The organism is Streptomyces sp. NPDC021225 (genome assembly GCF_044332865.1).
GTDB lineage: Bacteria > Actinomycetota > Actinomycetes > Streptomycetales > Streptomycetaceae > Streptomyces.
In genome coordinates this window covers 1193430-1216526 of the sequence record NZ_JBIRPV010000001.1, presented here as the reverse complement: position 1 = coordinate 1216526, position 23097 = coordinate 1193430, and the positions used below count along the sequence as shown (strand labels likewise).

The 23097-nt window shown below is 71.0% G+C and carries 22 protein-coding genes and 1 pseudogene; 11 read left to right on the top strand and 12 right to left on the bottom strand.

Annotated features, from left to right (window positions below):
* Window positions 1-15 precede the first annotated feature (15 nt).
* The 4 genes and pseudogenes from ACH4S9_RS05625 to ACH4S9_RS05610 form a co-directional block, all read right to left on the bottom strand.
* A pseudogene (locus ACH4S9_RS05625) lies at window positions 16-1395 on the bottom strand (alpha-amylase family protein); the annotation flags it as partial.
* A gap of 80 nt (window positions 1396-1475) precedes the next feature.
* On the bottom strand, window positions 1476-2306 hold the full coding sequence (locus tag ACH4S9_RS05620; protein ID WP_311730038.1) for a carbohydrate ABC transporter permease: 831 nt from the start codon (window positions 2304-2306) through the stop codon (window positions 1476-1478).
* Between the two features lie 2 nt (window positions 2307-2308).
* Window positions 2309-3358, bottom strand: a complete 1050-nt coding sequence (locus tag ACH4S9_RS05615) for a sugar ABC transporter permease (protein ID WP_311730039.1) — start codon at window positions 3356-3358, stop codon at window positions 2309-2311.
* Between the two features lie 12 nt (window positions 3359-3370).
* Window positions 3371-4657 carry an extracellular solute-binding protein gene (locus ACH4S9_RS05610; protein ID WP_311730040.1) on the bottom strand — a complete coding sequence of 429 codons (1287 nt, stop codon included), beginning with the start codon at window positions 4655-4657 and terminating at the stop codon, window positions 3371-3373.
* Between the two features lie 272 nt (window positions 4658-4929).
* Here ACH4S9_RS05610 and ACH4S9_RS05605 point away from each other — a divergent pair, with 272 nt between their 5' ends.
* The 6 genes from ACH4S9_RS05605 to ACH4S9_RS05580 all read left to right on the top strand — a co-directional run bounded on the left by ACH4S9_RS05605 (window position 4930) and on the right by ACH4S9_RS05580 (window position 11608).
* On the top strand, window positions 4930-6594 hold the full coding sequence (locus tag ACH4S9_RS05605) for a glycoside hydrolase family 13 protein (RefSeq protein ID WP_398370007.1): 1665 nt from the start codon (window positions 4930-4932) through the stop codon (window positions 6592-6594).
* A gap of 25 nt (window positions 6595-6619) precedes the next feature.
* Window positions 6620-7660: a LacI family DNA-binding transcriptional regulator gene (locus tag ACH4S9_RS05600; RefSeq protein WP_358848330.1), complete on the top strand. Its 1041-nt coding sequence runs from the start codon at window positions 6620-6622 to the stop codon at window positions 7658-7660.
* A gap of 114 nt (window positions 7661-7774) precedes the next feature.
* Window positions 7775-8680 carry a phosphatase PAP2 family protein gene (locus ACH4S9_RS05595; protein ID WP_398370005.1) on the top strand — a complete coding sequence of 302 codons (906 nt, stop codon included), beginning with the start codon at window positions 7775-7777 and terminating at the stop codon, window positions 8678-8680.
* Between the two features lie 299 nt (window positions 8681-8979).
* Window positions 8980-9771 carry a Cof-type HAD-IIB family hydrolase gene (locus ACH4S9_RS05590; RefSeq protein WP_361192980.1) on the top strand — a complete coding sequence of 264 codons (792 nt, stop codon included), beginning with the start codon at window positions 8980-8982 and terminating at the stop codon, window positions 9769-9771.
* A gap of 92 nt (window positions 9772-9863) precedes the next feature.
* Complete coding sequence (locus ACH4S9_RS05585; RefSeq protein ID WP_311730093.1) at window positions 9864-10979, top strand: pyridoxal-phosphate dependent enzyme; 1116 nt, start codon at window positions 9864-9866, stop codon at window positions 10977-10979.
* Window positions 10976-11608, top strand: a complete 633-nt coding sequence (locus tag ACH4S9_RS05580; protein ID WP_385347228.1) for a transcriptional regulator — start codon at window positions 10976-10978, stop codon at window positions 11606-11608. The genes ACH4S9_RS05585 and ACH4S9_RS05580 overlap by 4 nt, the downstream gene beginning before the upstream one ends.
* Here the strand turns inward: ACH4S9_RS05580 and ACH4S9_RS05575 are convergent.
* Entirely contained in the window at window positions 11587-12303 is a 717-nt protein-coding gene (locus ACH4S9_RS05575) for a carbon-nitrogen hydrolase family protein (RefSeq protein ID WP_398370002.1), read from the bottom strand. The two genes, ACH4S9_RS05580 and ACH4S9_RS05575, sit on opposite strands and share 22 nt — an antisense overlap.
* Window positions 12304-12372: 69 nt before the next feature.
* Here ACH4S9_RS05575 and ACH4S9_RS05570 point away from each other — a divergent pair, with 69 nt between their 5' ends.
* Window positions 12373-12639, top strand: coding sequence for a hypothetical protein (locus ACH4S9_RS05570; RefSeq protein WP_358848325.1), 267 nt, complete (start codon window positions 12373-12375; stop codon window positions 12637-12639).
* 3 nt (window positions 12640-12642) lie between these two features.
* Window positions 12643-13185 (top strand): DUF6368 family protein, encoded by a 543-nt coding sequence (locus ACH4S9_RS05565; RefSeq protein ID WP_398370000.1) that lies wholly within the window; start codon window positions 12643-12645, stop codon window positions 13183-13185.
* Window positions 13186-13188: 3 nt separating this feature from the next.
* On the opposite strand, the gene ACH4S9_RS05560 is transcribed toward ACH4S9_RS05565, so the two are convergent.
* A complete protein-coding gene (locus ACH4S9_RS05560; RefSeq protein ID WP_398369998.1) occupies window positions 13189-13392 on the bottom strand; it encodes a DUF397 domain-containing protein in 204 nt (67 codons plus the stop codon).
* A 10-nt stretch (window positions 13393-13402) separates the two neighbouring features.
* Window positions 13403-14296 (bottom strand): helix-turn-helix domain-containing protein, encoded by an 894-nt coding sequence (locus tag ACH4S9_RS05555; RefSeq protein WP_398369996.1) that lies wholly within the window; start codon window positions 14294-14296, stop codon window positions 13403-13405.
* A 169-nt stretch (window positions 14297-14465) separates the two neighbouring features.
* Between ACH4S9_RS05555 and ACH4S9_RS05550 the strand changes: the two genes are divergently transcribed.
* Window positions 14466-14900: an ATP-binding protein gene (locus ACH4S9_RS05550; protein ID WP_358848321.1), complete on the top strand. Its 435-nt coding sequence runs from the start codon at window positions 14466-14468 to the stop codon at window positions 14898-14900.
* Here the strand turns inward: ACH4S9_RS05550 and ACH4S9_RS05545 are convergent.
* Window positions 14895-15533, bottom strand: coding sequence for a helix-turn-helix domain-containing protein (locus ACH4S9_RS05545; protein WP_358848320.1), 639 nt, complete (start codon window positions 15531-15533; stop codon window positions 14895-14897). The two genes, ACH4S9_RS05550 and ACH4S9_RS05545, sit on opposite strands and share 6 nt — an antisense overlap.
* Before the next feature lie 104 nt (window positions 15534-15637).
* Between ACH4S9_RS05545 and ACH4S9_RS05540 the strand changes: the two genes are divergently transcribed.
* The gene (locus tag ACH4S9_RS05540) at window positions 15638-16600 is read left to right on the top strand and encodes a zinc-binding dehydrogenase (RefSeq protein WP_385347241.1); all 963 of its coding nucleotides are present in this window, start codon (window positions 15638-15640) and stop codon (window positions 16598-16600) included.
* Here the strand turns inward: ACH4S9_RS05540 and ACH4S9_RS05535 are convergent.
* From ACH4S9_RS05535 to ACH4S9_RS05525, 3 genes are all read right to left on the bottom strand, one after another.
* Complete coding sequence (locus ACH4S9_RS05535) at window positions 16597-17031, bottom strand: PaaI family thioesterase (RefSeq protein ID WP_358848318.1); 435 nt, start codon at window positions 17029-17031, stop codon at window positions 16597-16599. The two genes, ACH4S9_RS05540 and ACH4S9_RS05535, sit on opposite strands and share 4 nt — an antisense overlap.
* Window positions 17032-17187: 156 nt before the next feature.
* Window positions 17188-17676, bottom strand: coding sequence for a pyridoxamine 5'-phosphate oxidase family protein (locus tag ACH4S9_RS05530; protein ID WP_385347245.1), 489 nt, complete (start codon window positions 17674-17676; stop codon window positions 17188-17190).
* Window positions 17673-19055, bottom strand: coding sequence for an MFS transporter (locus ACH4S9_RS05525; protein WP_358848340.1), 1383 nt, complete (start codon window positions 19053-19055; stop codon window positions 17673-17675). Before ACH4S9_RS05525 ends, ACH4S9_RS05530 begins: the two co-directional genes overlap by 4 nt.
* Before the next feature lie 179 nt (window positions 19056-19234).
* On the opposite strand from ACH4S9_RS05525, the gene ACH4S9_RS05520 reads away from it, so the two are divergent.
* Window positions 19235-19681 carry a helix-turn-helix domain-containing protein gene (locus ACH4S9_RS05520; protein ID WP_358848316.1) on the top strand — a complete coding sequence of 149 codons (447 nt, stop codon included), beginning with the start codon at window positions 19235-19237 and terminating at the stop codon, window positions 19679-19681.
* 12 nt (window positions 19682-19693) lie between these two features.
* Here ACH4S9_RS05520 and ACH4S9_RS05515 read toward each other — a convergent pair whose 3' ends face one another.
* Window positions 19694-23044, bottom strand: coding sequence for a bifunctional [glutamine synthetase] adenylyltransferase/[glutamine synthetase]-adenylyl-L-tyrosine phosphorylase (locus ACH4S9_RS05515; protein ID WP_398369992.1), 3351 nt, complete (start codon window positions 23042-23044; stop codon window positions 19694-19696).
* Window positions 23045-23097 lie beyond the last annotated feature (53 nt).

Genomic DNA, 23097 nt, shown 5'->3' with positions numbered 1-23097 from the left:
CGGCTCCATGGCTCAGCCGCAGCTCCTCGCGCCCGTGTGCAGGGCCACCGCGGTGTTGCTGCCGAGAGTGGCGGTGAACTGGCCGGAGGAGTTGACCGTGACGCCCCTGCCGCTCTGCACATCGCAGTAGTCGCCCGCGGGCAACGAGGTCTGGAAGGTCCGGGTCAGCGAGCCGCTCTCGTGGTTGATGGCGACGTACGCCCTGTCACCGCGCCCGAAAGCGATGGCGTTGTTGCCGTTGTCCCACCAGTTGGTGACCGCCGTGCCGCGCGCCGTGTTGCGGAAGGCCACCATTTTGATGATCTCGGGCCATTTGTGCTGGCATTTCCAGCCGTCCTGCCAGCAGGCGTTCACCGTGCCCCCGTTGGGCGGCCCGGCGTCGTTGTCGGAGAACTCATAGCCGGAGTGGACGTCCGGGGAGCCGTAGGGCCAGGCCAGCATGAAGACGTTGGCGAGGGTGTAGTTGGCGTTGTCCTTGTAGGACAGGGTGGAGCCATTGCGCTCGGTGTCCCAGTTGTCGACGAAGACACCGGATTTATCCGAGGCCATATAGCCCCAGCCCTCGCCGAAGTTGTTGAGGTACGCCAGTTTCTCGCCGTTGAAGACGCGCTTGAGATCGCGGCCGTAGCGGAATTCCTGGACATCGCCGTTGCCCAGGTACTCGGTCGGCGAGACGGCCTCGCCCGCGCCGTAGATCGCCTCCTGCTTCCAGTAGACGTTCGGGTTGCTGAGCTTGCCCTTGATCGCGGCCAGGTCGTCGGCGGCCATGTGCTTGGCGGCGTCGATCCGGAAGCCGTCGACGCCGAGCGAGAGCAGGTCGTTGAGGTGCTGGGCGATCCGGTCGCGCACATACGGCTCGCCGGTGTCCAGGTCGGCCAGGCCCACCAGCTCGCAGCGCTGGACGTTCCAGCGGTCCTGGTAGTTGCTGATCTGCGCGGTGCAGTCGTCCATGTCCTGGGACTGGTAGATGCCGGGGTAGTCGTACTTGGTGTACGAGGAGCCGCCGGTGCCGGTGCCGGACCCCGCCGACATGTGGTTGATGACGGCGTCGGCGACGACCTTCACGCCCGCCGCGTGGCAGGTGTCGATCATGCTCTTGAAGGCGGCGCGGTCGCCGAGCCGACCGGCGATCTTGTAGCTGACGGGCTGGTACGAGGTCCACCACTGACCGCCCTGGATGTGCTCGGTCGCCGGGGACACCTCGACATAGCCGTAGCCGGCCGGCCCCAGCGTGCTGGTGCACTCCTTGGCCACCGAGTCGTACTTCCACTCGAAGAGTTCGGCGGTGACGTCCTTGGCGCCGGGCGGCGCGGCCTGCGCCTGCCCCGGCAGGGCGGCGGTCAGCGCGGCGCCGGCCGCCAGGGCGAGGGCTGCGGCGAGGGTTCTTGTGGCCATCGTTCCTCCTGCTGGGTGGGGGGAGTGCAAGGGACGATCGAGACACCGGAGACACTGCTGCAAGAACTTGCGCAAGGAACTTACGACTTGGTCGCGCCGGAGGTGAGCCCGGCGACCAGGTGGCGCTGGGCCCAGGAGAACACCAGGGTCGCCGGGATGGCGATCATGACGGCGGCCGCGGTCATGGAGCCCCAGTCCGAGCTGTACTGGTTGACGAAGGTCTGGAGCCCGGCCGAGAGGGTGAGGTTCTCCTCCCCCGTCATGAAGGCGGAGGCGTAGGCCACCTCGGCCCAGGCGGTGATGAAGGTGTAGAACCCGGTCACCGCGAGGCCCGGCTTGGCCAGCGGCACCACCAGCCGCCAGAAGGTGCCGAAGGGGTTGAGCCCGTCGACCCGGCCCGCCTCGTCGATCTCCACCGGGATGGTGTCGAAGAAGCCCTTCATCATCCAGGCGCAGAACGGCACGGCGACGGTGAGGTAGGTGACGATCAGGGCCACCGGCTGGTTGAGCCAGCCCAGCGTCGACATGATGTTGTACAGCGGGACGATGAGGATGGCCACCGGGAACATCTGGGTGATCAGCAGCAGCCACATCAGCGGGCGCATCCCGGGGAAGCGGAAGCGGCTGACGGCGTATCCGGTGGTGGCCGCCACGAACACGCCGAGCAGCGTGGTGATCACCACGATGAACAGCGAGTTGCCGAACCAGGTGAGGAACTCCGTATCGGCGAGGACATGGCGGTAGTTGGCGAACGTCGGGTTCTTCACCACATCCGTGGAGAACGCCTCGCTCTTGGGCTTCAGGGAGGTCACCAGCAGCCACAGCGGCGGGAAGACCGCGACGGCGGAGGCGATGATCAGGGTCGCGTGCAGGCCGATCGAGGCCAGCGGGGAGCGTCGTTGGTCGCGCATGGTCACCACACCTCTCCCTGCCGGCGGAGCGCGCGGCGGTAGACCAGCGCGAAGAGCATGAGGATCAGCAGGATGAGTACGCCCCATGCGGAGGCGCCCGCGAAGTCGCGCGGGCTGTTGACGAACGACAGCCGGTAGGCGTACGTCACCAGGATCTCCGTGCTGTCGCCCGGTCCGCCGCGCGTGAGCAGGAAGATCACCGGGAACATGTTGAAGGTCCAGATGGTCGACAGCAGGACCACGGTGGAGCTGACCGACCGCAGCCCGGGCAGGGTGATGTGGCGGAACCGCTGCCCCGGCCCGGCCCCGTCCATCTCGGCGGCCTCGTACAGCTCACCGGGGATGGACTGCAATCCGCCGAGCAGCGCGACCAGCATGAACGGCACGCCGAGCCAGACGTTGACCGCGATCACCGCGATCTTGGCCATGGTGGGGTCGTTCAGCCAGGGCACGGCGTCGATGCCGCCGCCGTCCAGGATCTTGTTGAGGATGCCGTTCTTCTCGTTGTAGAGGAGGCGCCAGGCGAAGACCGAGACGAAGGCGGGGACGGCCCAGGGCAGGATCAGCAGCGAACGGTAGACGGCGCGGCCGGCGAATGAGCGGTTCAGCAGGACGGCCAGACCCAGGCCCAGCGCGAAGGTGACGGTGACACAGGCGACGGTCCAGGTCAGGGTCCAGCCGAGCCGGTCCCAGAAGACCTGGTCCTTCAGGATCGCGGTGAAGTTGTCCAGGCCGACGGACTTGTAGGTCGCGGGAATGTGGTTCATCCCGATGGTGCGCTCGACGTTCGCCTCGTTGGCGTCGGTGAGCGAGAGGTAGAGGCCGCGCACCAGCGGATAGCCGATGATCAGCCCGATCACCAGCACGACGGGGGCGACCATGGCCCAGGCGTACCAGTGGCGGCTCAGCGCGTTGCGGATCCGGCCGGGGGGCCGCCCGCCGCCCTTGCCGGTCCCGCCCGTCCTGCCCTTGTCAGCGGTCTCGCGGGCCGGGCCGCGGGCGCTGTTCGCCCCCGCGGCCGATCCCGCCGACTGCCCGGTCTCGACAGTCATCGTCGCGGGTCCCTACTTCCAGTCGCCCTTGAGGAGCTTGCGGTACGCGTCGCCGACCGCCTTGGCCGCCTTCTCGGGGGAGGTCTTGCCGGTCACCACGTTCGGGAACTGCACCAGGATCGCCTGGAAGAGGCTGTTCCCCTCGGGGATCCACGGGCGCTCGACGGCCTTGTCCACGGCCGACTTGAAGAACTTGACGTTGGGGTTGGCCGCGACCGCCTTGTTCGCGTAGACCGAGGTGCGGGTCGGCAGCAGGCTGAGCTTCTCGGTGGTCTTGGCCTGGACCTCGGGCGAGCTCATGTACTTGACGAAGGCGTAGGAGGCGTCCAGGTTCTTGGACCCGGCGTAGACGGTGAGGTTCTGGCCGCCCTGCGGGGAGCCCTGGGCCTTGCTGCCGGCCGGGACGGGCACCACGCCGAGGTTGTCCTTGTCGTCCTTGAACGCCTTGCCGGCCAGGGTGTCCTCGATCGCCCACGGCCCGTTGACGGTCATCGCGACATCGCCGTTCTTGATGGCGTTCTGCATGTTGTCCCAGCCGTCGGTGGCGTCGGTGACCGCCGCGCCGGACTTGACCAGGTCGCGGGCGGTCGCGAAGGCCCGGACGCCGGGCTCCTCGTCGACGGTGACCTTGTGGGCCTTGGTGTCCAGGAGGTCGCCGCCCTCGCCGTAGATGAAGGGCAGGTACCAGTAGGCGTCGTCGCCGCGCAGGTAGAGACCGGTCTTGCCGGTCTTCTCCTTGATCTTCTTCGCGGCCGCCTCGAGCTCGGTCCAGCTGGTCGGCGGCTCGACGCCGGCCTCCTTCAGCAGCTTCTTGTTGTAGAAGAGGCCGAGGGTGTCGATGACCTGCGGCACGGCGTAGGTCTTGTCCTTGAACTTGGTGCCGGCGGCGGCCTTGGGCAGATAGTCCGACTCGTCTGCGAGGGCGGGGGTGCCGTCCAGCGGGGCCAGATAGCCGATGTTGGCGAGGTCCTGGGTCCAGGCGACCTCGGCGCGCAGCACGTCCGGGGCGCCGGAGCCGCCGCTGCCCGCGGCGTTCTTGAATTTGTTCAGCGTCTCGCCGAAGGGGACGTTGACGTAGTTGACCTTGACCTTCGGGTACTTCTTGCTGAAGTCCTCGGCGAGCTGCTGGTAGGTGCCCTTCTCGGCTTCGTTCGAGGTGTCCCAGTAGGTCACGGTGCCGGAGATCTCCCCGGAGGACTTCCCGCCCCCGCCGCTGCCGTTGTCGTTGTCACCGCCGCACGCGGTCGCCGCGAGCGCCATCGCCGCGACGAGTGCGGTGGTCGCTATGCCACGTCGCATCTGAACCCCTCCAAAGCCGGCCGCTCCATCGCGGCGCCGAGTTGCCGAGGAACGTAACAGGGATGCAAATGAGCCGAAAGACTTTGCAGCAGATTTCAGCAAGGACCCGGGATCGTTACCTCCGCGTGTCCCACTGGTAGCCGCTCTGGCGCTTGACTCGGGCGCCGATGCGCCCCGGCGCCGCCGGGACCTCACCCCGAGCCCCCGCCGGGACGCCCCGAGCCTCTGCAAACTCTTCCGCAAGGCATTGCAGAGCTGTTACGTTCACCGACATGACCCAGGAGCTCACCACCTCCCCCCAGACCGAGACCGCGCGCCCGTCCAGCGGTGCGGACTGGTGGCGCGACGCCGTCATCTACCAGGTGTACGTACGGTCCTTCGCCGACAGCGACGGCGACGGCGTCGGCGACCTGCGCGGCGCCCGCGAGCGGCTGCCGCACCTGGCCCGGCTGGGCGTGGACGCGGTCTGGCTGACCCCCTTCTACGCCTCGCCGCAGGCCGACGGCGGCTACGACGTGGCCGACTACCGCGCCGTCGACCCGCTGTTCGGCACCCTCTCCGACGCCGACGACCTGGTCCGTACAGCCCATGAGCTGGGTCTCAAGGTGATCGTGGACATCGTTCCGAACCACACCTCCGACCGGCATGTGTGGTTCCAGGAGGCGCTCGCGGACCGGCCTCGGGGGGCGGCCCGCGAGCGCTACCACTTCCGCCCGGGCCGCGGCGCGGACGGCGAGCTGCCGCCCAACGACTGGGAGTCGGTCTTCGGCGGCCCGGCCTGGACCCGCACCACCGGCCCCGACGGCACCCCCGGCGAGTGGTATCTGCACCTCTTCGCGCCCGAGCAGCCCGACCTCAACTGGGACTGCCCCGAGGTCGCCGAGGAGTTCGCGTCCGTCCTGAAGTTCTGGCTGGACCTGGGCGTGGACGGCTTCCGTATCGATGTCGCGCACGGCATGGTCAAGGCCCCCGGCCTGCCCGACATCGGCCGCACCGAGCAGGCCAAGCTGATCGGCGCGCAGGTGCTGCCGTTCTTCGACCAGGACGGGGTGCACGAGATCCACCGCTCCTGGCGGCGGCTGCTGGACTCCTACAGCCGGGCCCACGACGGCGGCCCGGCGCGCATCGGCGTCGCCGAGGCGTGGGCGCCCACCTCCGAGCGGCTGGCGCTGTACGTGCGCCCCGACGAACTGCACCAGGCGTTCAACTTCCAGTTCCTCAGGTGCCCGTGGGACGCGGCGGCGATGCGCGAGGTGATCGACGAGTCGCTGGCCGCGACCGCCTCCGTGGGCGCCCCCACCACCTGGGTGCTCTCCAACCACGACGTGGTCCGGCACCCCACCCGCTACGCCGAGGACAGCCCCGCCCAGGGCCTGCGCCGGGCCCGGGCCGCGGCCCTGCTGATGCTGGCGCTGCCCGGCTCGACGTACATCTACCAGGGCGAGGAGCTGGGGCTGCCGGAGGTCACCGACCTGCCCGACGACTGCCGCCAGGACCCGGCGTTCTTCCGTACCTTCCGCGAGAGCGGCCAGGACGGCTTCCGGGACGGCTGCCGGGTGCCCATCCCCTGGGCGCGCGAGGGCGAGTCGTACGGCTTCGGCCCCGGCGGCAGCTGGCTGCCGCAGCCCGCCGACTGGCGGAATCTGTCGGTGGAGGCGCAGACCGGGGACCCGGACTCTACGCTGGAGCTGTACCGCGAGGCGCTCGCGGTGCGCAGGGAGCTGCCCGGCCTCGGCGACACCCCCATGGACTGGCTGGACGCGCCCGACGGGGTGCTCGCGCTGTCCCGCCCGGGATTCGTGTGCACCCTCAACACCCTCGCGGAGGAGGTGGAAATGCCCGTCCCCGGGCGCGCGCTGCTGTCCTCGGCACCGCTGGAGTACGGGGCCGGCACCGTGCGCATTCCCGCCGATTCCTGCGCGTGGTGGGCAATCTGACATGCGACCGGTACAGTCCAGCCCCATGACCGCACGGCTCGCCGACATCGCAGCCCAAGCGGGGGTCAGCGAAGCCACCGTCAGCCGCGTCCTGAACGGCAAGCCCGGCGTGGCGGCGACCACCCGCGAATCCGTCCTGGCCGCACTCGACGTGCTCGGCTACGAGCGTCCGGTGCGGCTGCGGCAGCGCAGCGCGGGGCTGGTGGGCCTGATCACCCCCGAGCTGGAGAACCCGATCTTCCCGGCGCTCGCCCAGGTGATCGGCCAGGCGCTGACCCGCCAGGGCTACACCCCGGTGCTGGCCACCCAGACCCCGGGCGGCTCGACCGAGGACGAGCTGACGGAGATGCTGGTGGACCGCGGGGTGGCGGGGATCATCTTCGTCTCCGGGCTGCACGCGGACACCAGCGCCGATATGCAGCGCTACGACCAGCTGCGCGGCCAGGGCGTGCCGTTCGTCCTGGTCGACGGCTACTCCCCCAAGGTGCGGGCGCCGTTCATCTCGCCCGACGACCGGGCGGCGATGCTGCTGGCGGTGACCCACCTGGCCTCGCTCGGGCACACCCGGATCGGGCTGGCGCTCGGCCCCAAGCGGTTCGTACCCGTACTGCGGAAGATCGAGGGCTTCCAGAACGCGATGCGCGAGCAGCTCGGGCTGGCTCCCGAGGAGTCCGAGGAGCTGATCCAGCACTCGCTCTACACGCTGGAGGGCGGCCAGGCGGCGGCAGGCGCGCTGATCGAGCGCGGCTGCACGGCGGTGGTGTGCGCGAGCGACATGATGGCGCTGGGCGCCATACGGGCGGCCAGGCAGCAGGGCCTGGAGGTGCCGCGGGACATCTCGGTGGTCGGTTTCGACGACTCGCCGCTGATCGCCTTCACGGACCCGCCGCTGACCACCATCCGCAAGCCCGTGCAGTCGATGGGCCAGGCCGCGGTGCGGGCCCTGCTGGAGGAGATCGGCGGCACCCCGGCCCCGCCCAGCGAGTTCGTGTTCCTCCCGGAGCTGGTGGTCCGCGGCTCCACGGCCTCGGCCCACGGGTCGGCGGCGCGAGGTGGCGGCGCATAACGGGCGTATGCCGGACTACGCCACATGCGGGGCGGCCCGGAGGGGGACATAAGACGTCAATACCGGCCCCGGGGGCGATATCCCGTTAGGTCGCTTCTGGCAGACTGTTGCCCTATGCGTGAAGCGACTGTGAGGACTCTGGCAGGCCGGACGGCCACTCCGTCGCCCATCGAGGGGAGCAGCGCCGGGACCGGCGTACGCCCGGGGCCGGTCCATACCCGCATGGACCGGCTGCGCACCCCGCGCAGACCCCGCCTCTGGTTCGAGATCCTCCTGGTCGCCGTCAGCTACTGGACGTACTCACTGATCCGCAACGCCGTCCCGGAGCAGAGGCGCGAGGCGATGCGCAACGCCGACTCGGTCTGGGACTGGGAGCACCGGCTCGGCCTGGCCTTCGAACACGGCGTCAACCACGCGATCGACTCGGTCAGCTGGCTGATCGTAGGAATGAACTACTACTACGCCACACTGCACTTCATCGTGACCCTCGGCGTGCTGGTGTGGCTCTACCACTGGCACCCGGGCCGCTACGCCGCCACCCGGCTGGTGCTCCTCGCGACCACCGGCGTCGCCCTGATCGGCTACTACCTCTTCCCGCTGGCCCCGCCCCGGCTGATGGCCGGTGGCCACTTCGTCGACACCGTCGTGGCGCATCACACCTGGGGGTCGATGGCCTCCGGGAATCTGGCCAACATGTCCAACCAGTACGCGGCGATGCCGTCCATGCACATCGGCTGGTCGCTGTGGTGCGGCGTCACCATCGCCACGCTGGCCCGCCCGGTGTGGGCGAAGGCGCTGGGGCTGCTGTATCCGACGGCCACACTGGTGGTGATCGTGGCGACGGCCAACCACTTCTGGCTCGATGCCGTCGGCGGCGTCATCTGCCTGTCGTTCGGCTTCACCCTGTCGAGGCTCTGGTACGGCAGGCTCTCCTACCGGCTGCCGAGGCAGGTGACGGCGCGACAGGCGGAGGCCGAGCCGGAGGCGGGTCCGGAAGCCGGGGGGCTGAAGACGGCGTGAGCCCGGCTGTCAAGGCCGCTTGATCGCACCCGCCCGAGCCGCCATTCTGGCTCAGCATTCAGGGGCTCGATCACCGGCTCGGCCGTCCCGCGATGACGACGGGCCGCGTTCGCGCGCGTCGTCGCGCGCGTATCTGCGCATACCGCCGCGGCCCCGAGGAGACGAAAGGGACACGGCACGTGCACACCGCCGACGCCACACCGGCATCATCCGCATCCGCAAGACCTTCAGCACCCGCCGCCACCGGGATCCGCCTCCCCCGCCCCCGCTCGGGCTCCGCCGGCCCGCGCTTCCGGCTGGTGGCCACCGACCTCGACGGCACGCTGCTGCGCACCGATCTGACCGTCTCGCCCCGCACCCGCGCGGCCCTCACCCTCGCGGGCGGCGCCGGGGCGACCCATCTGGTCGTCACCGGGCGGCCCGCCGCCTCCTGCCGGGAGTTCCTGGTCGCCATCGGCTACCAGGGGCTCGCGGTGTGCGGTCAGGGCGCGCAGCTGTACGACGCCTCGGCGGACCGGCTGCTGGCCTCCGCGTCGCTCGACCTGGACCTGGCGCGAGCGGTGGTCAAGCGCACCGAGGAGGAGCTGGGCGGGCGTCCGCTGGAGCTGGCGGTGGTCACCGCCGCGCCCGAGAACCGCTTTGTGATCACGCCGCGCTTCACCGACCGGATGCGCCCGGACTGGGGGCTCGTCGGCAGCCGGGACGAGCTGTGGGCGCAGCCGATCGAGAAGGTGCTGATGCGCCACCGCGAGCTGCCCGACGGCCGGGTCGCGGCGGCCGCGGCGCTGGCGGGCGGGGACGAGGTGTCGGTGACGCACTCCGAGAAGGGCATGATCGAGGTGTTGCCGGCGGGGGTGGACAAGGCCCTGGGGCTGGGGCGGGCGGCGGAGCGCTTGGGCTTCTCGCCCGCGGACACGATCGCCTTCGGCGATATGCCGAACGACATCCCGATGCTGAAGTGGGCCGGGTACGGGGTCGCGATGGGCAATGCGCACCCGGACCTGATCGCGGTGGCGGACGAGGTGGCGCCGGACCATGACGAGGACGGGGTGGCGGCGGTCCTGGAGCGGCTGTACGCGAGCCGCGCCTGATTCCCACCCCACCATCCTTGACCAATCTTCTACAAGTAAACAGACTATCTAAAGTGCATCCTGAACCTCACTCTCCCGACCACCCCCAGTACCTGGACGAGCGGTCCGGCGCCCGCTACCCGCTCACCGACCCGCGCTGGTGCGGCGACGACGGCGCCCCGCTGACCGTCTCCCCCCTGCCCGGCATCACCCGCGAGGACGTGGACACCGGCACCCGCTCGCTGTGGCGCTACCGCGCGGCCCTGCCCGTGGACATCGCCGCCCCGGTCTCGCTCGGCGAGGGCTGCACGCCCCTGGTCGAGAAGGCCTGGGGCGAGGTCCCGGTCCGCTTCAAGCTGGAGTGGTTCAGCCCCACCGGCAGCTTCAAGGACCGCGGCACCAGCGTGATGATCTCCCTGCTGGCGCAGCGCGGCGTGCCGGAGGTCATCGAGGACAGCTCGGGCAACGGCGGGGCCTCGGTCGCGGCGTACTGCGCGGCGGCCGGCATCCGGGCCACGATCCTCGCCCCCGAGTCCACCTCCCCCGCCAAGGTGCTCCAGAGCCGCGCGTACGGGGCACGCGTGGAGCTCGTCCCGGGCGGCCGGGACGCCACCGCCGCGGAGGCGCTGCGCCGTTCGGAGCGTACGTACTACGCGAGCCACAACTGGCACCCGTTCTTCCTCCAGGGCACCAAGACCCTCGCCTACGAGCTGTGGGAGGACCTGGGCTTCGCCGCCCCGGACAACGTGATCACCGTGGCCGGCGCCGGCTCCACCGTCCTGGGCTGCGACATCGGCTTCTCCGAGCTGCTGGCCTCCGGCCAGATCCGGCGCCGCCCCCGGCTGCTGGTCGCCCAGCCCGCCAACTGCGCCCCCATCCACGCCGCCTTCCACGGCCGCGCCGCGGCCCCCTTCGCGCCCACCGTCGCCGAGGGCACGGCCATCCGCGAGCCGATCCGGCTGCCGGAGGTCGTCCAGGCCGTCCGCCGCTCCGACGGCGACATGGCCGCCATCCCGGAGGACGACATCGCCACCGCGGTCCGCCGCCTGGCCGCCATGGGCCTGTACGCGGAGCCCACCAGCGCGACCGCGGCCGCCGCGATCGACGTCTTCCGCGCCCGGGGCGCGATCCGCCCGGGCGAGACGACCGTCGTGCTGCTGACGGGCTCGGGGCTCAAGGCGGCGACCACGATGGGCGGGCTCTTCGCCGACCAGGGAGACACACCATGACCACCGAGGACGACCTGCTCCTGCGCGAGGCCGAGAAGATCGTCGTCGCCATCGGCCGGATGTTCCCGGGCCTGTGCGAGGTCGTCCTGCACGACCTTCGCGACCCCGAACGCGCCATCCGGGCCATAGAGAGCAACCTCTCCGGCCGCTCCGTCGGCGACCCCGCCACCGAGCTCGGCATCGCCCGCATCCAGGACCCCGGCTTCCCCGACATCGTCCAGAACTACCCCAACCGCTTCCCGGACGGCCGCCCGGCCAAGAGCACCTCGATCGGCATCAAGAACAGCGCGGGCGAATACATCGCCGCCATCTGCCTCAACCTCGACGTCTCGCTGTTCGCCAGCGTCGCCCGCAGCCTCAACAACCTGGTCAGGACCGACGACCAGGAACAGCCCCTCACCGAAACCCTGCGCGCCCGCACCGCGGACGAACTCCGCACCGTCATCGAGGAGTTCGCCGCGGCCCGCGGCCACACCCCGCGCAGCCTGGGCTCCGCCGCGAAGAAAGAACTCGTACGCTCCCTCAAGACGCGCGGCTTCCTCCAGGTCAAGCACTCCGTGCAGGCGGTGACGGAGCTGCTGGGGGTCTCCCGGGCGACGGTCTACAACTACCTGCGCTCACCCGACTGAGAACGGCCGTCGAACACGGCCCGCGCGACATCGTCGGGGGCCGCACCCGCCTCGGCGATCAGCTCCCCGCCGGAGGACCAGATGCCCGAGCGGCCGGACGTACGGTCGAAGCCGCCGCCGGTCGGCCCCGCGAAGGCGGCCGTGGCGACCCACACGCCGTGGTCGGCGGCGACCCGGCGGGCGCGCTCGCCGTGGAGTCCGGCCTCGCGATCGGCGTGGACGACCCCGGCCACGTAGCCGTCGATGCCCAGTGCGGCGGTCCGCGCGGCGTGCTCGGGAATGCCGGTGTCACGGCAGATGGCGAGCCCCAGCCGCCAGCCGTCCACCTCGATCACGGCGGGCTCGCCGGGCACGAAGTGGACGGCCTCGCTCCCGTGCAGATAGACCTTCCCGTAGACGGCCCTCGCCCCTTCCCCGTCCACCGCCAGCATGCCGATGCGCGGACCGGGCACGGGAGCGCCGACCAGGGCGAGCGTCCCGGCCTCGGCGCACGCGGCGACGATCGGAGCCAGCCGTTCGTCGTCCGGGGCGACCGGCACCGCGTCCAGCTCGTACCCCGTCAGCGACATCTCGGGGAACACCACCACCCGCGCGCCCGCCGCCCGGACGGCCTCCGCGTGGGCCTCCGCGTTGGCCCTCACGTCGTGAGCCACGCAGCGCGGCTGCGCCACCGCGATGGTCAACGGCTGCTTCACCCTGACACCCCTCGTCGAGTTGTGCGAACGATGTGCTCAAGGTAGCCCGGGAGCGGGTACCGTCCCCGCATGGGGGTGAGCGGGCAGCCGGATCTCGATGAGATCGAGAAGCGCTTCGTCGCCGTCGTCGAGGGACGCCTGAGCCGGGACGAAGCCGACCGGTGGGCCGGGCGCTGGGTCGCCGACGACCGTCTGGACTGGGACGACCTCGCGTGGTGGGCGCTGAACCTCCTGCACGGCATCGACCTCCCCGCCGGGCCTGGCGGCGGTTATCTGCACGACAACCGGCAAGTGCGCCGCTGGCTCGACGAGTTCCGCCGTCGCCGGGCGGCGTGACACGTGGCCGGACCGGTATTGGTGATCGAGCTGGCGGAGGCCCCCTCCGCCGCCGCCATCCAGCGGCTGCGCGACTTCTTGGCGTGCTCCTCGTCACGGCTTGAGGAGAAGCGAGTCGGCGAGTACGACATCCATGCGCGGGCGGAGAGCCTCGGCATCGCGAACACCGGCGGTGTCGACGGACACCGGCCACTCCTCGTCTCTCTGATGGGCCCCGGCATCGGCGACGAGGAGATCTTCGAGGCCGAGCACGCCGACGAGGCCGACCAGAGGCCGCTCATCGGCTTCACCCCGACCCACGCGGTCGACGTGCTCGCCTTCTGCGACAGCCCGGTCGATCACGTCGCGCTGGCCTTGCTGACCGCCGGGATCATGGACGTACTCGGCGGCGTCGCCAACGCTGAGCTACGCCAGGATCAGGTGCCGATCGTGTCCGGCCTTCCCGGGGTCGTGGCCCTGATGACGGATCCATGGCCCGCCGCGTACGGCTCCGCCGAGTTCCTGAGGGCGTGGGCGAGGCAGCCCGGCTTCCGGCTGCTCAAGTAGCCGCTATTGGGGAAGTCGGTCGAAGTCGCCGCGCTTGACCCCGCGTATGAAGGTGGCCCAGCGGGTCGGCGCCGTGGTGATGACGGCGGTCGGGTCATCGCTCTCGCGAAGGAGTACGAGGTCTCCGGGCAACGCCGCGACTTCGACGCAGTCGGAGCTGCCCAAGCCGCTGCTGAAGCTCGACTTACGCCACATGAGCCCGGACATCAGGTTCTCCTCACAGGGTGTACAAGAGATGCTGCACGAGCCTAAGCGAATCACTCCTCTTATAGGACTGCCGTTCGGGCCCCGGGTCAATCGGCGGCAGTGCGGCGGCGCTGAGGCGTTCGAAGTCCGCACCGTACTGGGCGAGATGCGCCTGATCTTCGAGGAAGGTGGACGACACGGGGTGTTGCACATAGACCGTGTTCAACTCGGCTGCCTCGGCTTCGAGGAGGACGAACGGTGCGGCGGGCGTCGCCGGGGAGAGGCTTGATTTGAACGGCAGCAAATGGATGCGGACATGGGGCAGCCTGGCCATCTCCACCAAGTGCTCAATCTGCCCCCGCATGATCTCGGTGTCCACGAACTGCATATGAAAGGCCGCTTCGTGGATGACCGCATGGAAGGCGGGCGGCGACTCGCCGGTCAGCACCTGCTGCCGCTTCAGCCGGAACTCGACATAGGTCTCCCGCAGACTGAGGTCGGCATCGACCTCGCCACCAGCGATGAGGGCTCGTACGTACTCCGGGGTCTGGAGCAGCCCCGGCACATACATCCACTGGAACGAGCGATGGGCAACGGCGGTCGACTCCAGCTCCGCGAGGTCGCGGATGCTGTCGGCCAGCGGAGATTTGCGGTAGTCCGACCACCATCCCTTCCCCGTCGACTCACTCATGGCGACAAGCCCATGAATAAGAGTTTCGTTACAGCAACCGTACGCGGCAAGCAACGCGCGGAGCTTCACCTCGGGAATGGCCGTTCGACCCGCCTCGATGTGCCCGAGGTGCGGCGAGCCCAGCCCGGCGAAAGCCCCCGCTTCCGCCGCGGACAAGCCGCACTCGTTGCGGAGCCTCCGCAGCTCCAGGCCCAATCGTCGCTGCCGTTGTGTCGGATTGGCCCGTAGGCCCATGGCGTCCTCCTTACGATCGGCAGCAGTCTGCCCGCTTGGGGCAGCCGGGAGCCACTCGTTGGAGGGAATCAGGCCATCAAGGTTGCAGACTGGAAACCTATCTCTCTACCGTCGAAGACGAATCGCCCAACCGGCGCACGCCATCCGGCCGTTGGCCGAAGGAGGCAATATGCCCACGAGCCCCGAGCACCCCCGTGCCGACTTCTCCCTCGTCTTCCCACCCGACCCGACTTGGGTCCGCACCGCCCGCGAAGCCGTACGCACCGCCCTGCGCACCGCCAACCGACCCGACCTCGCCGACACCGCCCTCCTCCTCACCTCCGAGGCCGTCACCAACGCCGTCACCGCCTGCCTGCGCAGCGGCTGCGCGGCGCCCGTCACCCTCTATGCCGAGTGGGGCGCCCGAGGCACACTCCGCGTGCTCGTCAGCGACGACGCCCCCGGGCTTCCTTCGCCACGCATCCCCACCAGGGCCGAAACAGAGAGCGAAAACGGCCGAGGCCTTCTCCTCATCGACAGCTGCGCCGCCGACTGGGGCGTCTGCCACCACGGGCCCGGCCCCGGAAAGGCGGTGTGGTTCCAAGTGGGCGGCGCGGGCTCATGACGCTTCTAGCTGACCGCCTCGCAGCCCGAACCGGGCCGCCGGCGGTAGAGGTGAGCGTTCCGGGGACGCTTGGAATGCCTGGATCATGAACGCGGCGAAGCGCCGGGACGCCGCGACCTGAGCGGTCGTCGATGCGGCGCGAATGCCTCTGTTGGCCATCAGCATGACGAACAGGTCGTCGAGGACGAAGTCGGCGCGCAGGCGCCCGGCGTCCTTGGCGCGGTCGGCCAGTTCGGCGATCGAGCGCAGCACGTGTGCGCGGTCCATGACGGCGCCCGTCGGATCGGGGAAAGCCTCCAGGAAGGCTTCGGTGAAGCCTCGGTTGCGCGCGTGCAGCTCACAGGTCTTCTCGATCACGAAGCAGAAGCCCTGCCACGGATCCGGGTCGGCGACCGCCTCGTCGACGATGGCGTGGCAGGCGCGCGTCTCTGCCGCGAAGGCCTCGGTGACCAGCGTCTGCTTGGTCGGGAAGCGGCGGTACAGGGTGGCGGGGCCGATTCCGGCGTGCCGGGCGACCTCCCGCATCGGCACGTTCAGGCCCTCGGCGGCGAACAGTGCGCGGGCCGCGTCGAGGATGCGTTCGCGGTTCTCCAGGGCGTCGGAGCGCAGGGGGTGAGGCAAACGGTCCGTCATCGCTCTCACTTTAGCCAAACGGACGGTGGCGTCCGTTAGCGTCCGCCGTGGCCGGGGCTCGACACCCGGGCCTGTCCCGATCGACCCCCGAGCGAGGAGACGGCATGAAGGCAGTAGCGATCCAGAGGTTCGGAGGCCCCGAAGGTCTGGAAGTCATCGACGTGCCCGCCCCGACTCCCGCCGCCGGGCAGGTGCTGGTCGCCGCGGAGGCGATCGGCGTCGGCGGCGCCGACACCTTGATTCGTAGGGGCGGTCTCACCGATTACGGCTTCAAGGAGGGCCATGTCCCCGGCGGCGAGGTGGCGGGCACGGTGACCGCGGTCGGTGACGGGGTCGATTCGTCCTGGATCGGGCGGCGCGTGTGGGCCTTCACCGGCATGGGCGGCGGTTACGTCGAGCAGGCGGCAGCACCGGTCGAGGAGGTTCTTCCCCTCCCCGAGGATCTGTCCGCTGTCGATGCGGTGACGCTCGGGAGTTCCGGGCCGGTCGCGCACTTCGGTCTTGCCCATGCCCGCTTCGCTCCCGGCGAGTCGGTGCTGGTGCGCGGCGCGGCGGGCAGCATCGGGATCATGACGGTCCAGCTCGCGGCTCGTGGCGGTGCCGGTGCGGTGGCGGTCACGACGTCGTCGGCCGAGCGCGGTGACCGCCTGCGCGAGCTCGGCGCGACCCATGTGCTGGACCGCTCCGGTGGGGGAGACGGAGACGCCCCGGAGGGCTACGACGTCATCATCGACATCGTCGCCGGTGTGGACATGTCTTCGTTCTTCGACAGGCTCAACCCGAACGGCCGCATGGTGGCCGTCGGCGCGGTCGCGGGCCTGCCGCCGGCGGACTTCGGCGCGAAGATGATGGCGGCGTTCCAGAAGTCGCTGTCGTTCGCCGTCTTCAGCACGGCCACCGTGGCCGCACCCGCTCTGCGTGCCGTACGGGCCGGGCAGTTCGCCGCCGCGAGCCGCCGCGAACTGCCCACGGTGGTACACGAGTTGCTGCCGCTGGAGCAAGCCGTTCTGGCACACCGGAAGATGGACGCCGGTGAGGTGTTCGGCCGGATCGTGCTGACCCCCTAGCTCGTGGCGCCGTCCTTCGCGGCGAGCACGATCTGGGTCTGGGTGGTCTGTCCCACGAGCCGGTCCTTGTCGTCCCGCAGATCGGTCTGTACGACGATGAGGGTGCCGCCGACGTGCAGGGGGCGGGCCGTGGCGTGGACTCGTCCGGAGGCCACCGCCCGCAGGAAGTTGGTCTTGGACTCCACCGTGGAGGTCCCGGCACCCGGCGGCAGGTTGAGGTAGGCACAGACGGCGCCGACGGAGTCGGCCAGCGCCATCAGCGCTCCGCCGTGCAGGATTCCGCCCGCGGTGCAGGACTCCGGTGACCAGGGCAGACTGCCCACGGCCCGGCCGGCGGCGGCCTCGTGGAGCTCGATGCCCAGCTGTGCCGCGAAGGGCATGGCCGCCAGGAGGGCGGCGGGGCTCAGGGCTGCCGTCTCAGAAGGGGGCATGGGGTGCTGCCTTTCGGGTTCGGGTACGCGTCCTCGGGCCCGCCACCGTGGTCGTACGGCGCACCGGCCGCCGTCAGTGTGACAGCAGCTGATGCTGCTGTGTCCCTCTCCCGGCAGAAGCGCCACCGGCCGAGGCCGGTGGCGCACCGGCGGGCTCTACGCACCGCCCCCGGCCGTCCAGATCTTGCTGCGCAGATCCGCTCCGCGCAGCACCTGCACCCGCCACGGCTCGATGCGCAGCACGTGGTACTCCGGGTCCGTCGGCCCGCCGCACCAGTAGCCGCGGGGGTCGTAGCCGACGCCGGGCGGGCTGCCCTTGCGGTAGAGCTCCCAGGCATAGCGCTTGGTGGGCTCCTCCTCGACCCATGTGGAGACGCTGTCGACGAACACGGCGTTCTGGCGAGGGCTCCAGTAGGAGTAGGTGGTGTGCGGATTGTTCGCCAAGTGGGCCGATTTCACCGGTGTCCTGTAGGCGGCCAGCCAGCCGACGGGGCGGCCGTCGACAAGCTCCCAGACAGGGAGGAGCACGCGGGCCCGGGGGCGGTTCTTCCTGTCGACGGTGATCATGGTCGCGTACCCGATGTCGCTGACGTACTGGAAGAACTCGCGCTCGATATCGAAGAAGGAGCCTACCTTCAGCGTCATGCTGCCGCCCCTTCACTGGAACGGGCACGGAGGCCGAACGCGCTGATGAGCGCGGCCAGGGCGGCCGCGGCGAGCGGGACCAGCAGGGCGGCGCGGTAGCCGTCGAGCAGGGCCTGAGGGGATCCGCCGTCGCCCGTGGCGGCGACGTTGACGGCGGTGACGGCGGACAGGCCGACGGCGGCGCCGAACTGGAAGGAGGTGTAGAGAAGGCCTCCGGCCAGGCCCTGCTCCTCCTCCCGGACGCCTTCGGTCGCGACGATGGTGAGCGGGCCGTACGCCAGGGAGAAGGCCAGGCCGAGGGTGATGAGGCTGGGGAACATCGCCGCGTACGTCCAGTCCTCGCCGACCGGCAGGAACAGGGCGTACGAGAGCGCGGCCAGCACCAGGCCGCCGAAGATGACCCGGGCGTTGCCGAAGCGGTTGACGAGCCTGGGGGTGAGCGTGGGTGAGAGCGCGGCGTCGATGCCGATCACCAGGAGCGCGAGGCTGGTTTCGACCGTGGACCAGCCACGCAGCTCCCGCAGATACAGCACGGCGATGAACTGGAAGCCGAAGAAGCCCCCGGCGAAGAGCAGCGCCGCGAGGTTGGCGCGTACCAGGGGGCCGCTGCGGAAGATCCCCAGCCGCACCAGCGGGACGGCCGCCCGGCGTTCGGTCAGCACGAAGACGGTGAGGAGCACGAAACCGGCGGCGAGGGTGGAGAGCGTCTGGCCCAGGCCGGTGTGGGCGGCGCGTTCGACGGCGAGGACGAGGAGGACGATCGCACCGGTCACGGTGAACGCCCCGAGCAGATCGACGCGCTGCCCGGTGCGGTCGGGCCGCCCGGACTTGGGGACGAGCGCCAGCGCGACGAGCAGGATGAGGAACGACAGGACGACGGGCGCGAAGAACACCCAGCGCCAGTCGGCCGAGGCCAGCAGCCCGCCGACGACCAGACCGACGGAGAAGCCACCGGCCGCCGTGCCGGAGTAGACGAGAAGCGCCTTGTCGCGCTGCGGCCCCTCCTCGAAGCTGGTCGTGATGATGGACAGCCCGGCCGGGGTCATGAACGCGGCCGCGACCCCCGTCACAAAGCGGGCGACGATGAGCGTCGCCCCGTCGTCGGCGAAGCCGCCGAGGCCGGAGAAGAGCAGGAACATGGTCAGCCAGAACAGGAACATCTGCCGGCGGCCGAAGAGGTCCGCCGCCCGTCCGCCCAGCAGCATGAACCCGCCGTAGCCCACGACGTAAGCGCTCATCACCCACTGGAGTTCACCGGTGGACATCCCCAGGTCGGCGCGGATGGACGGCAGGGCCACATTGAGCATGGCCACATCGATGCCCTCCAGGAAGATCGCTCCGCACAGCACAAAGAGCACTCCCCACGCGCGCCCGCTCAAGCGGGCGGCGCCGGACTCCAGGACGGTGTTCTGCGGTGGTGACGCGGACACAGCACAGCTCCTTGACGCAGGAAGAAAGAGGAAAGGAGAAAGAAGAGGGGACGCGTCGCGCGCGGTTACCGGGACGCCTGTCAGTTCCCTCTTGTTACCGCCTCGATCCTGATGCACCCTGAACGACCATGGAAGAAGGCACTTTGAAGTCACCGAGTCACTGCACGGGAACCGACGACGACCACGCCCGCCAGTGGGACACCCGGGAGGGCTGCGAGGTCCGTCAGATCCTCGACCGCGTGGCCGACAAGTGGTCGCTGCTCGTCATCGCCCTGCTCGACCGCCGCACCATGCGCTTCACCGAGCTGCGCCGCGAGATCGACGGGATCAGCCAGCGCATGCTGACCGTGACGCTGCGCCAGCTGGAGCGCGACGGGCTGGTGCGCCGTACGGTGCACCCGGTCGTTCCGCCGCGCGTGGACTACCAGCTCACTCCGCTGGGCGCGACGCTGCACGACACCATCCAGGCGCTCGTCACCTGGACCGAGGACCACCAGGACGAGATCGCCGCCGCCCGGACCGAGTACGACCAGCGCGCGGCCGAGACCGAGCAGTTGGCGCCGGCCCGGGCCTGAGAGCCGGGCCCGTCAGCCCTCGTAGTCGTAGAACAGCCGGTCCACCACGGCCCGCGCCCGCCGCGTGGTGCGCCGGTAGTCGTCGAGCATCTGGCCGACCATCCCGGGGCCGTAGCCCAAGTAGCGGGACACCGCCGCCAGTTCGCGGCTGTCGCCGGGGAAGGTGTCGCCGGGGCGGCCGCGGACCAGCATGATGCCGTTGCGGGCGCGGGTGGCCAGCACCCAGGCCTCGTCCAGGGTCTGCGCGTCCTCCGCGCCGATCAGCCCGGCGGCGTGGGCGGCGGCGAGCGCCTCGCGGGTGCGGGTGGTGCGCAGGCCCGGCTCGGCCCAGCCGTGGCGCATCTGGAGCAGCTGCACCGTCCACTCGACGTCGGACAGGCCGCCGCGGCCCAGCTTGGTGTGGGTGGTGGGGTCGGCGCCGCGCGGCAGGCGCTCGGACTCCATCCGGGCCTTGAGCCGCCGGATCTCGCGGACCGCGTCGTCGCCGAGGCCCTCGGCGGGGTAGCGCAGCGGGTCGATCAGCTCGATGAAGCGGGCGCCCAGGTCGGAGTCGCCCGCGACCGGCTCGGCGCGCAGCAGCGCCTGGCTCTCCCAGACCAGCGACCAGCGCCGGTAGTAGGCGGCGTACGAGCCGAGGGTGCGCACCAGCGGGCCGGACTTGCCCTCCGGCCGCAGGTCGGCGTCGATGGCCAGCGGCGGGTCGACCGTGGGCAGCTGGAGCAGCCGCCGCATCTCGTTGGCCACGGCGAACGCGGCGCGCGAGGCTTCCTGTTCGTCCACCCCCTCGCGCGGCTCGTGGACGAACAGCACGTCCGCGTCCGAGCCGTAGCCCAGCTCGTGGCCGCCGAAGCGGCCCATGCCGATGACCGCGAAGCGGGTGGGCAGTTCGTCGCCCCAGGTCTCGCGCACGGCGGCGCGCAGCGCGCCCGCGACCGTCGCGGCGTTGAGGTCGGAGACGGCGTCCCCGACCAGGTCGACCAGCGATGCCGGGTCGAGGGGCGGCGGTTCGGTGGCCACTCCCGTACCGGAGGCCACTCCCGTACCGGAGGTCGCTCCCGTACCGGCGGTCACTCCCGTGGCGGAGGTCGCCCGCTTCGTCCCCCCGGCGGGCCGGAGGGTGCCGGGGATCCCGGGGGCGCCGGGCCGCACGGGGCGGGCACCGCCGCCGGGCGCGGTGAGCGGCCCTGGGCCCGCGGGCCCGGTGCCCGCCCCCGCGCCGCCCGGCGGCGGGAGGCTCACCGACGGCTGTACGGCGCCGTTGGCCAGGCGCGCGCTCTCGATGATGTCGGCCGCCGCCGTACGGAACAGCTCGCGCCGCCGCACCCCGCGCGCCGCCGCGACCGCCGCCTCCGCGCCCTCGGCGCGGCCGACCGCCGCGAGGGTCTCCTGCTCCAGGTGGGGGCGGCCGCGCGGCCGCAGCCCCTCCGGGTCGCCGAGGAGGGCGACCGCCTCGGGGGCGCGCAACAGCAGATCGGGGGCGAGCCGCCCCGCGGACAGCACCCGCGCCAGATTCTCGGCGGCGGCGCCCTCGTCGCGCAGCAGCCGCAGATACCAGGGCGTCTTGCCCAGCGCATCGGAGACTTTGCGGAAGCCCAACAGCCCGGCGTCCGGATCGGCGGAATCGGCGAACCAGCCCAGCAGCACGGGCAGCAGCGTACGCTGAATCGCGGCTTTCCGGGTCACACCGGACGCCAATGCCTCCAAATGACGTAGGGCGGCGGCCGGATCGGCATAGCCGAGGGCCTCCAGACGCTGGCCCGCGGCCGCAGGGCTGAGCCGGGTCTCGCCGGGCTCCAGTTGGGCGACCGCGTCCAGCAGCGGCCGGTAGAACAGCTTTTCGTGCAGCCGTCTGACCTCGCGCGCATGGCGCCGCCAGGCCGCGCCGAGTGCGGCCACCGGCTCCGTGTGGCGGTCCCCGTCGTAGAGCCCGGCCAACGAGCGGCCCAGGCGCCGCAGATCGGCCTCGTCCTCGGGCACCAGATGGGTGCGGCGCAGCCGGTACAGCTGGATGCGGTGCTCCATGGAGCGCAGAAAGCGGTACGCGGCGTCCAGCGCGGCGGCGTCGGAGCGCCCCACGTAGCCACCCGCGGCCAGCGCCGCGAGCGCGTCGAGCGTGGTGCCGCTGCGCAGCGTCTCGTCGGACCGCCCGTGCACCAACTGGAGCATCTGGACGGCGAATTCGACATCGCGCAGACCGCCGGGGCCCAGCTTGAGCTCGCGGTCTATCTCGGTGACGGGGATGTTCTCGACGACGCGGCGGCGCATCTGCTGCACATCGGGGACGAAGTTCTCGCGCTCGACGGCCTGCCACACCATGGGCGCGAGGGCGTCCACGTACGCCTGGCCGAGTTCGGCGTCGCCCGCGACCGGACGGGCCTTCAGCAGCGCCTGGAACTCCCAGGTCTTGGCCCACCGCTGGTAGTACGCCATATGGCTGGACAGGGTGCGCACCAGCGGCCCGTTGCGGCCTTCGGGGCGGAGGTTGGCGTCGACCGGCCAGATGGTGCCCTCGACGGTGGACTCGGAGCAGATCCGCATCAGCCGGGAGGCGAGCCGGGTCGCGGCCTGCACGGCCTTGCCCTCCTCGATCCCCTCAGCACTTTCGACGGCCTCGGCGACGAAGATGACGTCCACATCGGAGACGTAGTTGAGCTCGCGGCCGCCGCACTTGCCCATGCCGATCACGGCGAGCCGGCAGGCGGCGGCGTCCTCGGGCTGCTCCTCGGCGGCGATCTCCAGCGCGGCGCGCAGCGTGGCCGTGGCCAGGTCGGCCAGCTCGGCGGCCGCCTGGGCGACATCGGTGGTGCCGCACACATCGCGGGCGGCGATGGCCAGCAGCGCGCGGCGATAGGCGACGCGCAGCGCGTCGGGCCGGGGCCGGCCCGCGCCGGACGGGCCCCAGATGCCCTCGGCCAGGGCCTGCTCGAACTCGGGCGTGGTCGGGTGCAGATCCGCCGACTCGTACATCACCAGGGCCTGCCAGTCCCCCGGGTGCCGGGCGAGGTGATCGCCCAGCGCCTCGGACGCGCCGAGCACCCCGAGCAGCCGGTCGCGCAGCGGCTTGGCGGTGACCAGGGTGTCCAGCAGCGCCTGCCGCGAGCCGTCGGCCACCCCGCCCGCCGCCTCGGCGGGAGCCCCGGCGGGAGCCCCGGTGGCGGGCAGCGCCTCGACGAGCCGTACGAGCCCGCGCAGCGCCAAATCGGGGTCGGCGGTCGCGCCCAGCGCCTCCAGCAGCACCGGGTCGCTCCGTACGCCGGACAGCTCGGGCGAGTCCAGCTCCCGCTGGGCGGCGGAGGGGTCGGTGAAGCCGTGCCGCAGCAGCCGGGTGAAGTTGCTGCTCCTGCGTCCCTGCGGTACGGACATGCCGCCGCCTCCCGTGCCTCTCGAGTGCCGCCGCCCACGGTCCCGCGCCGCCC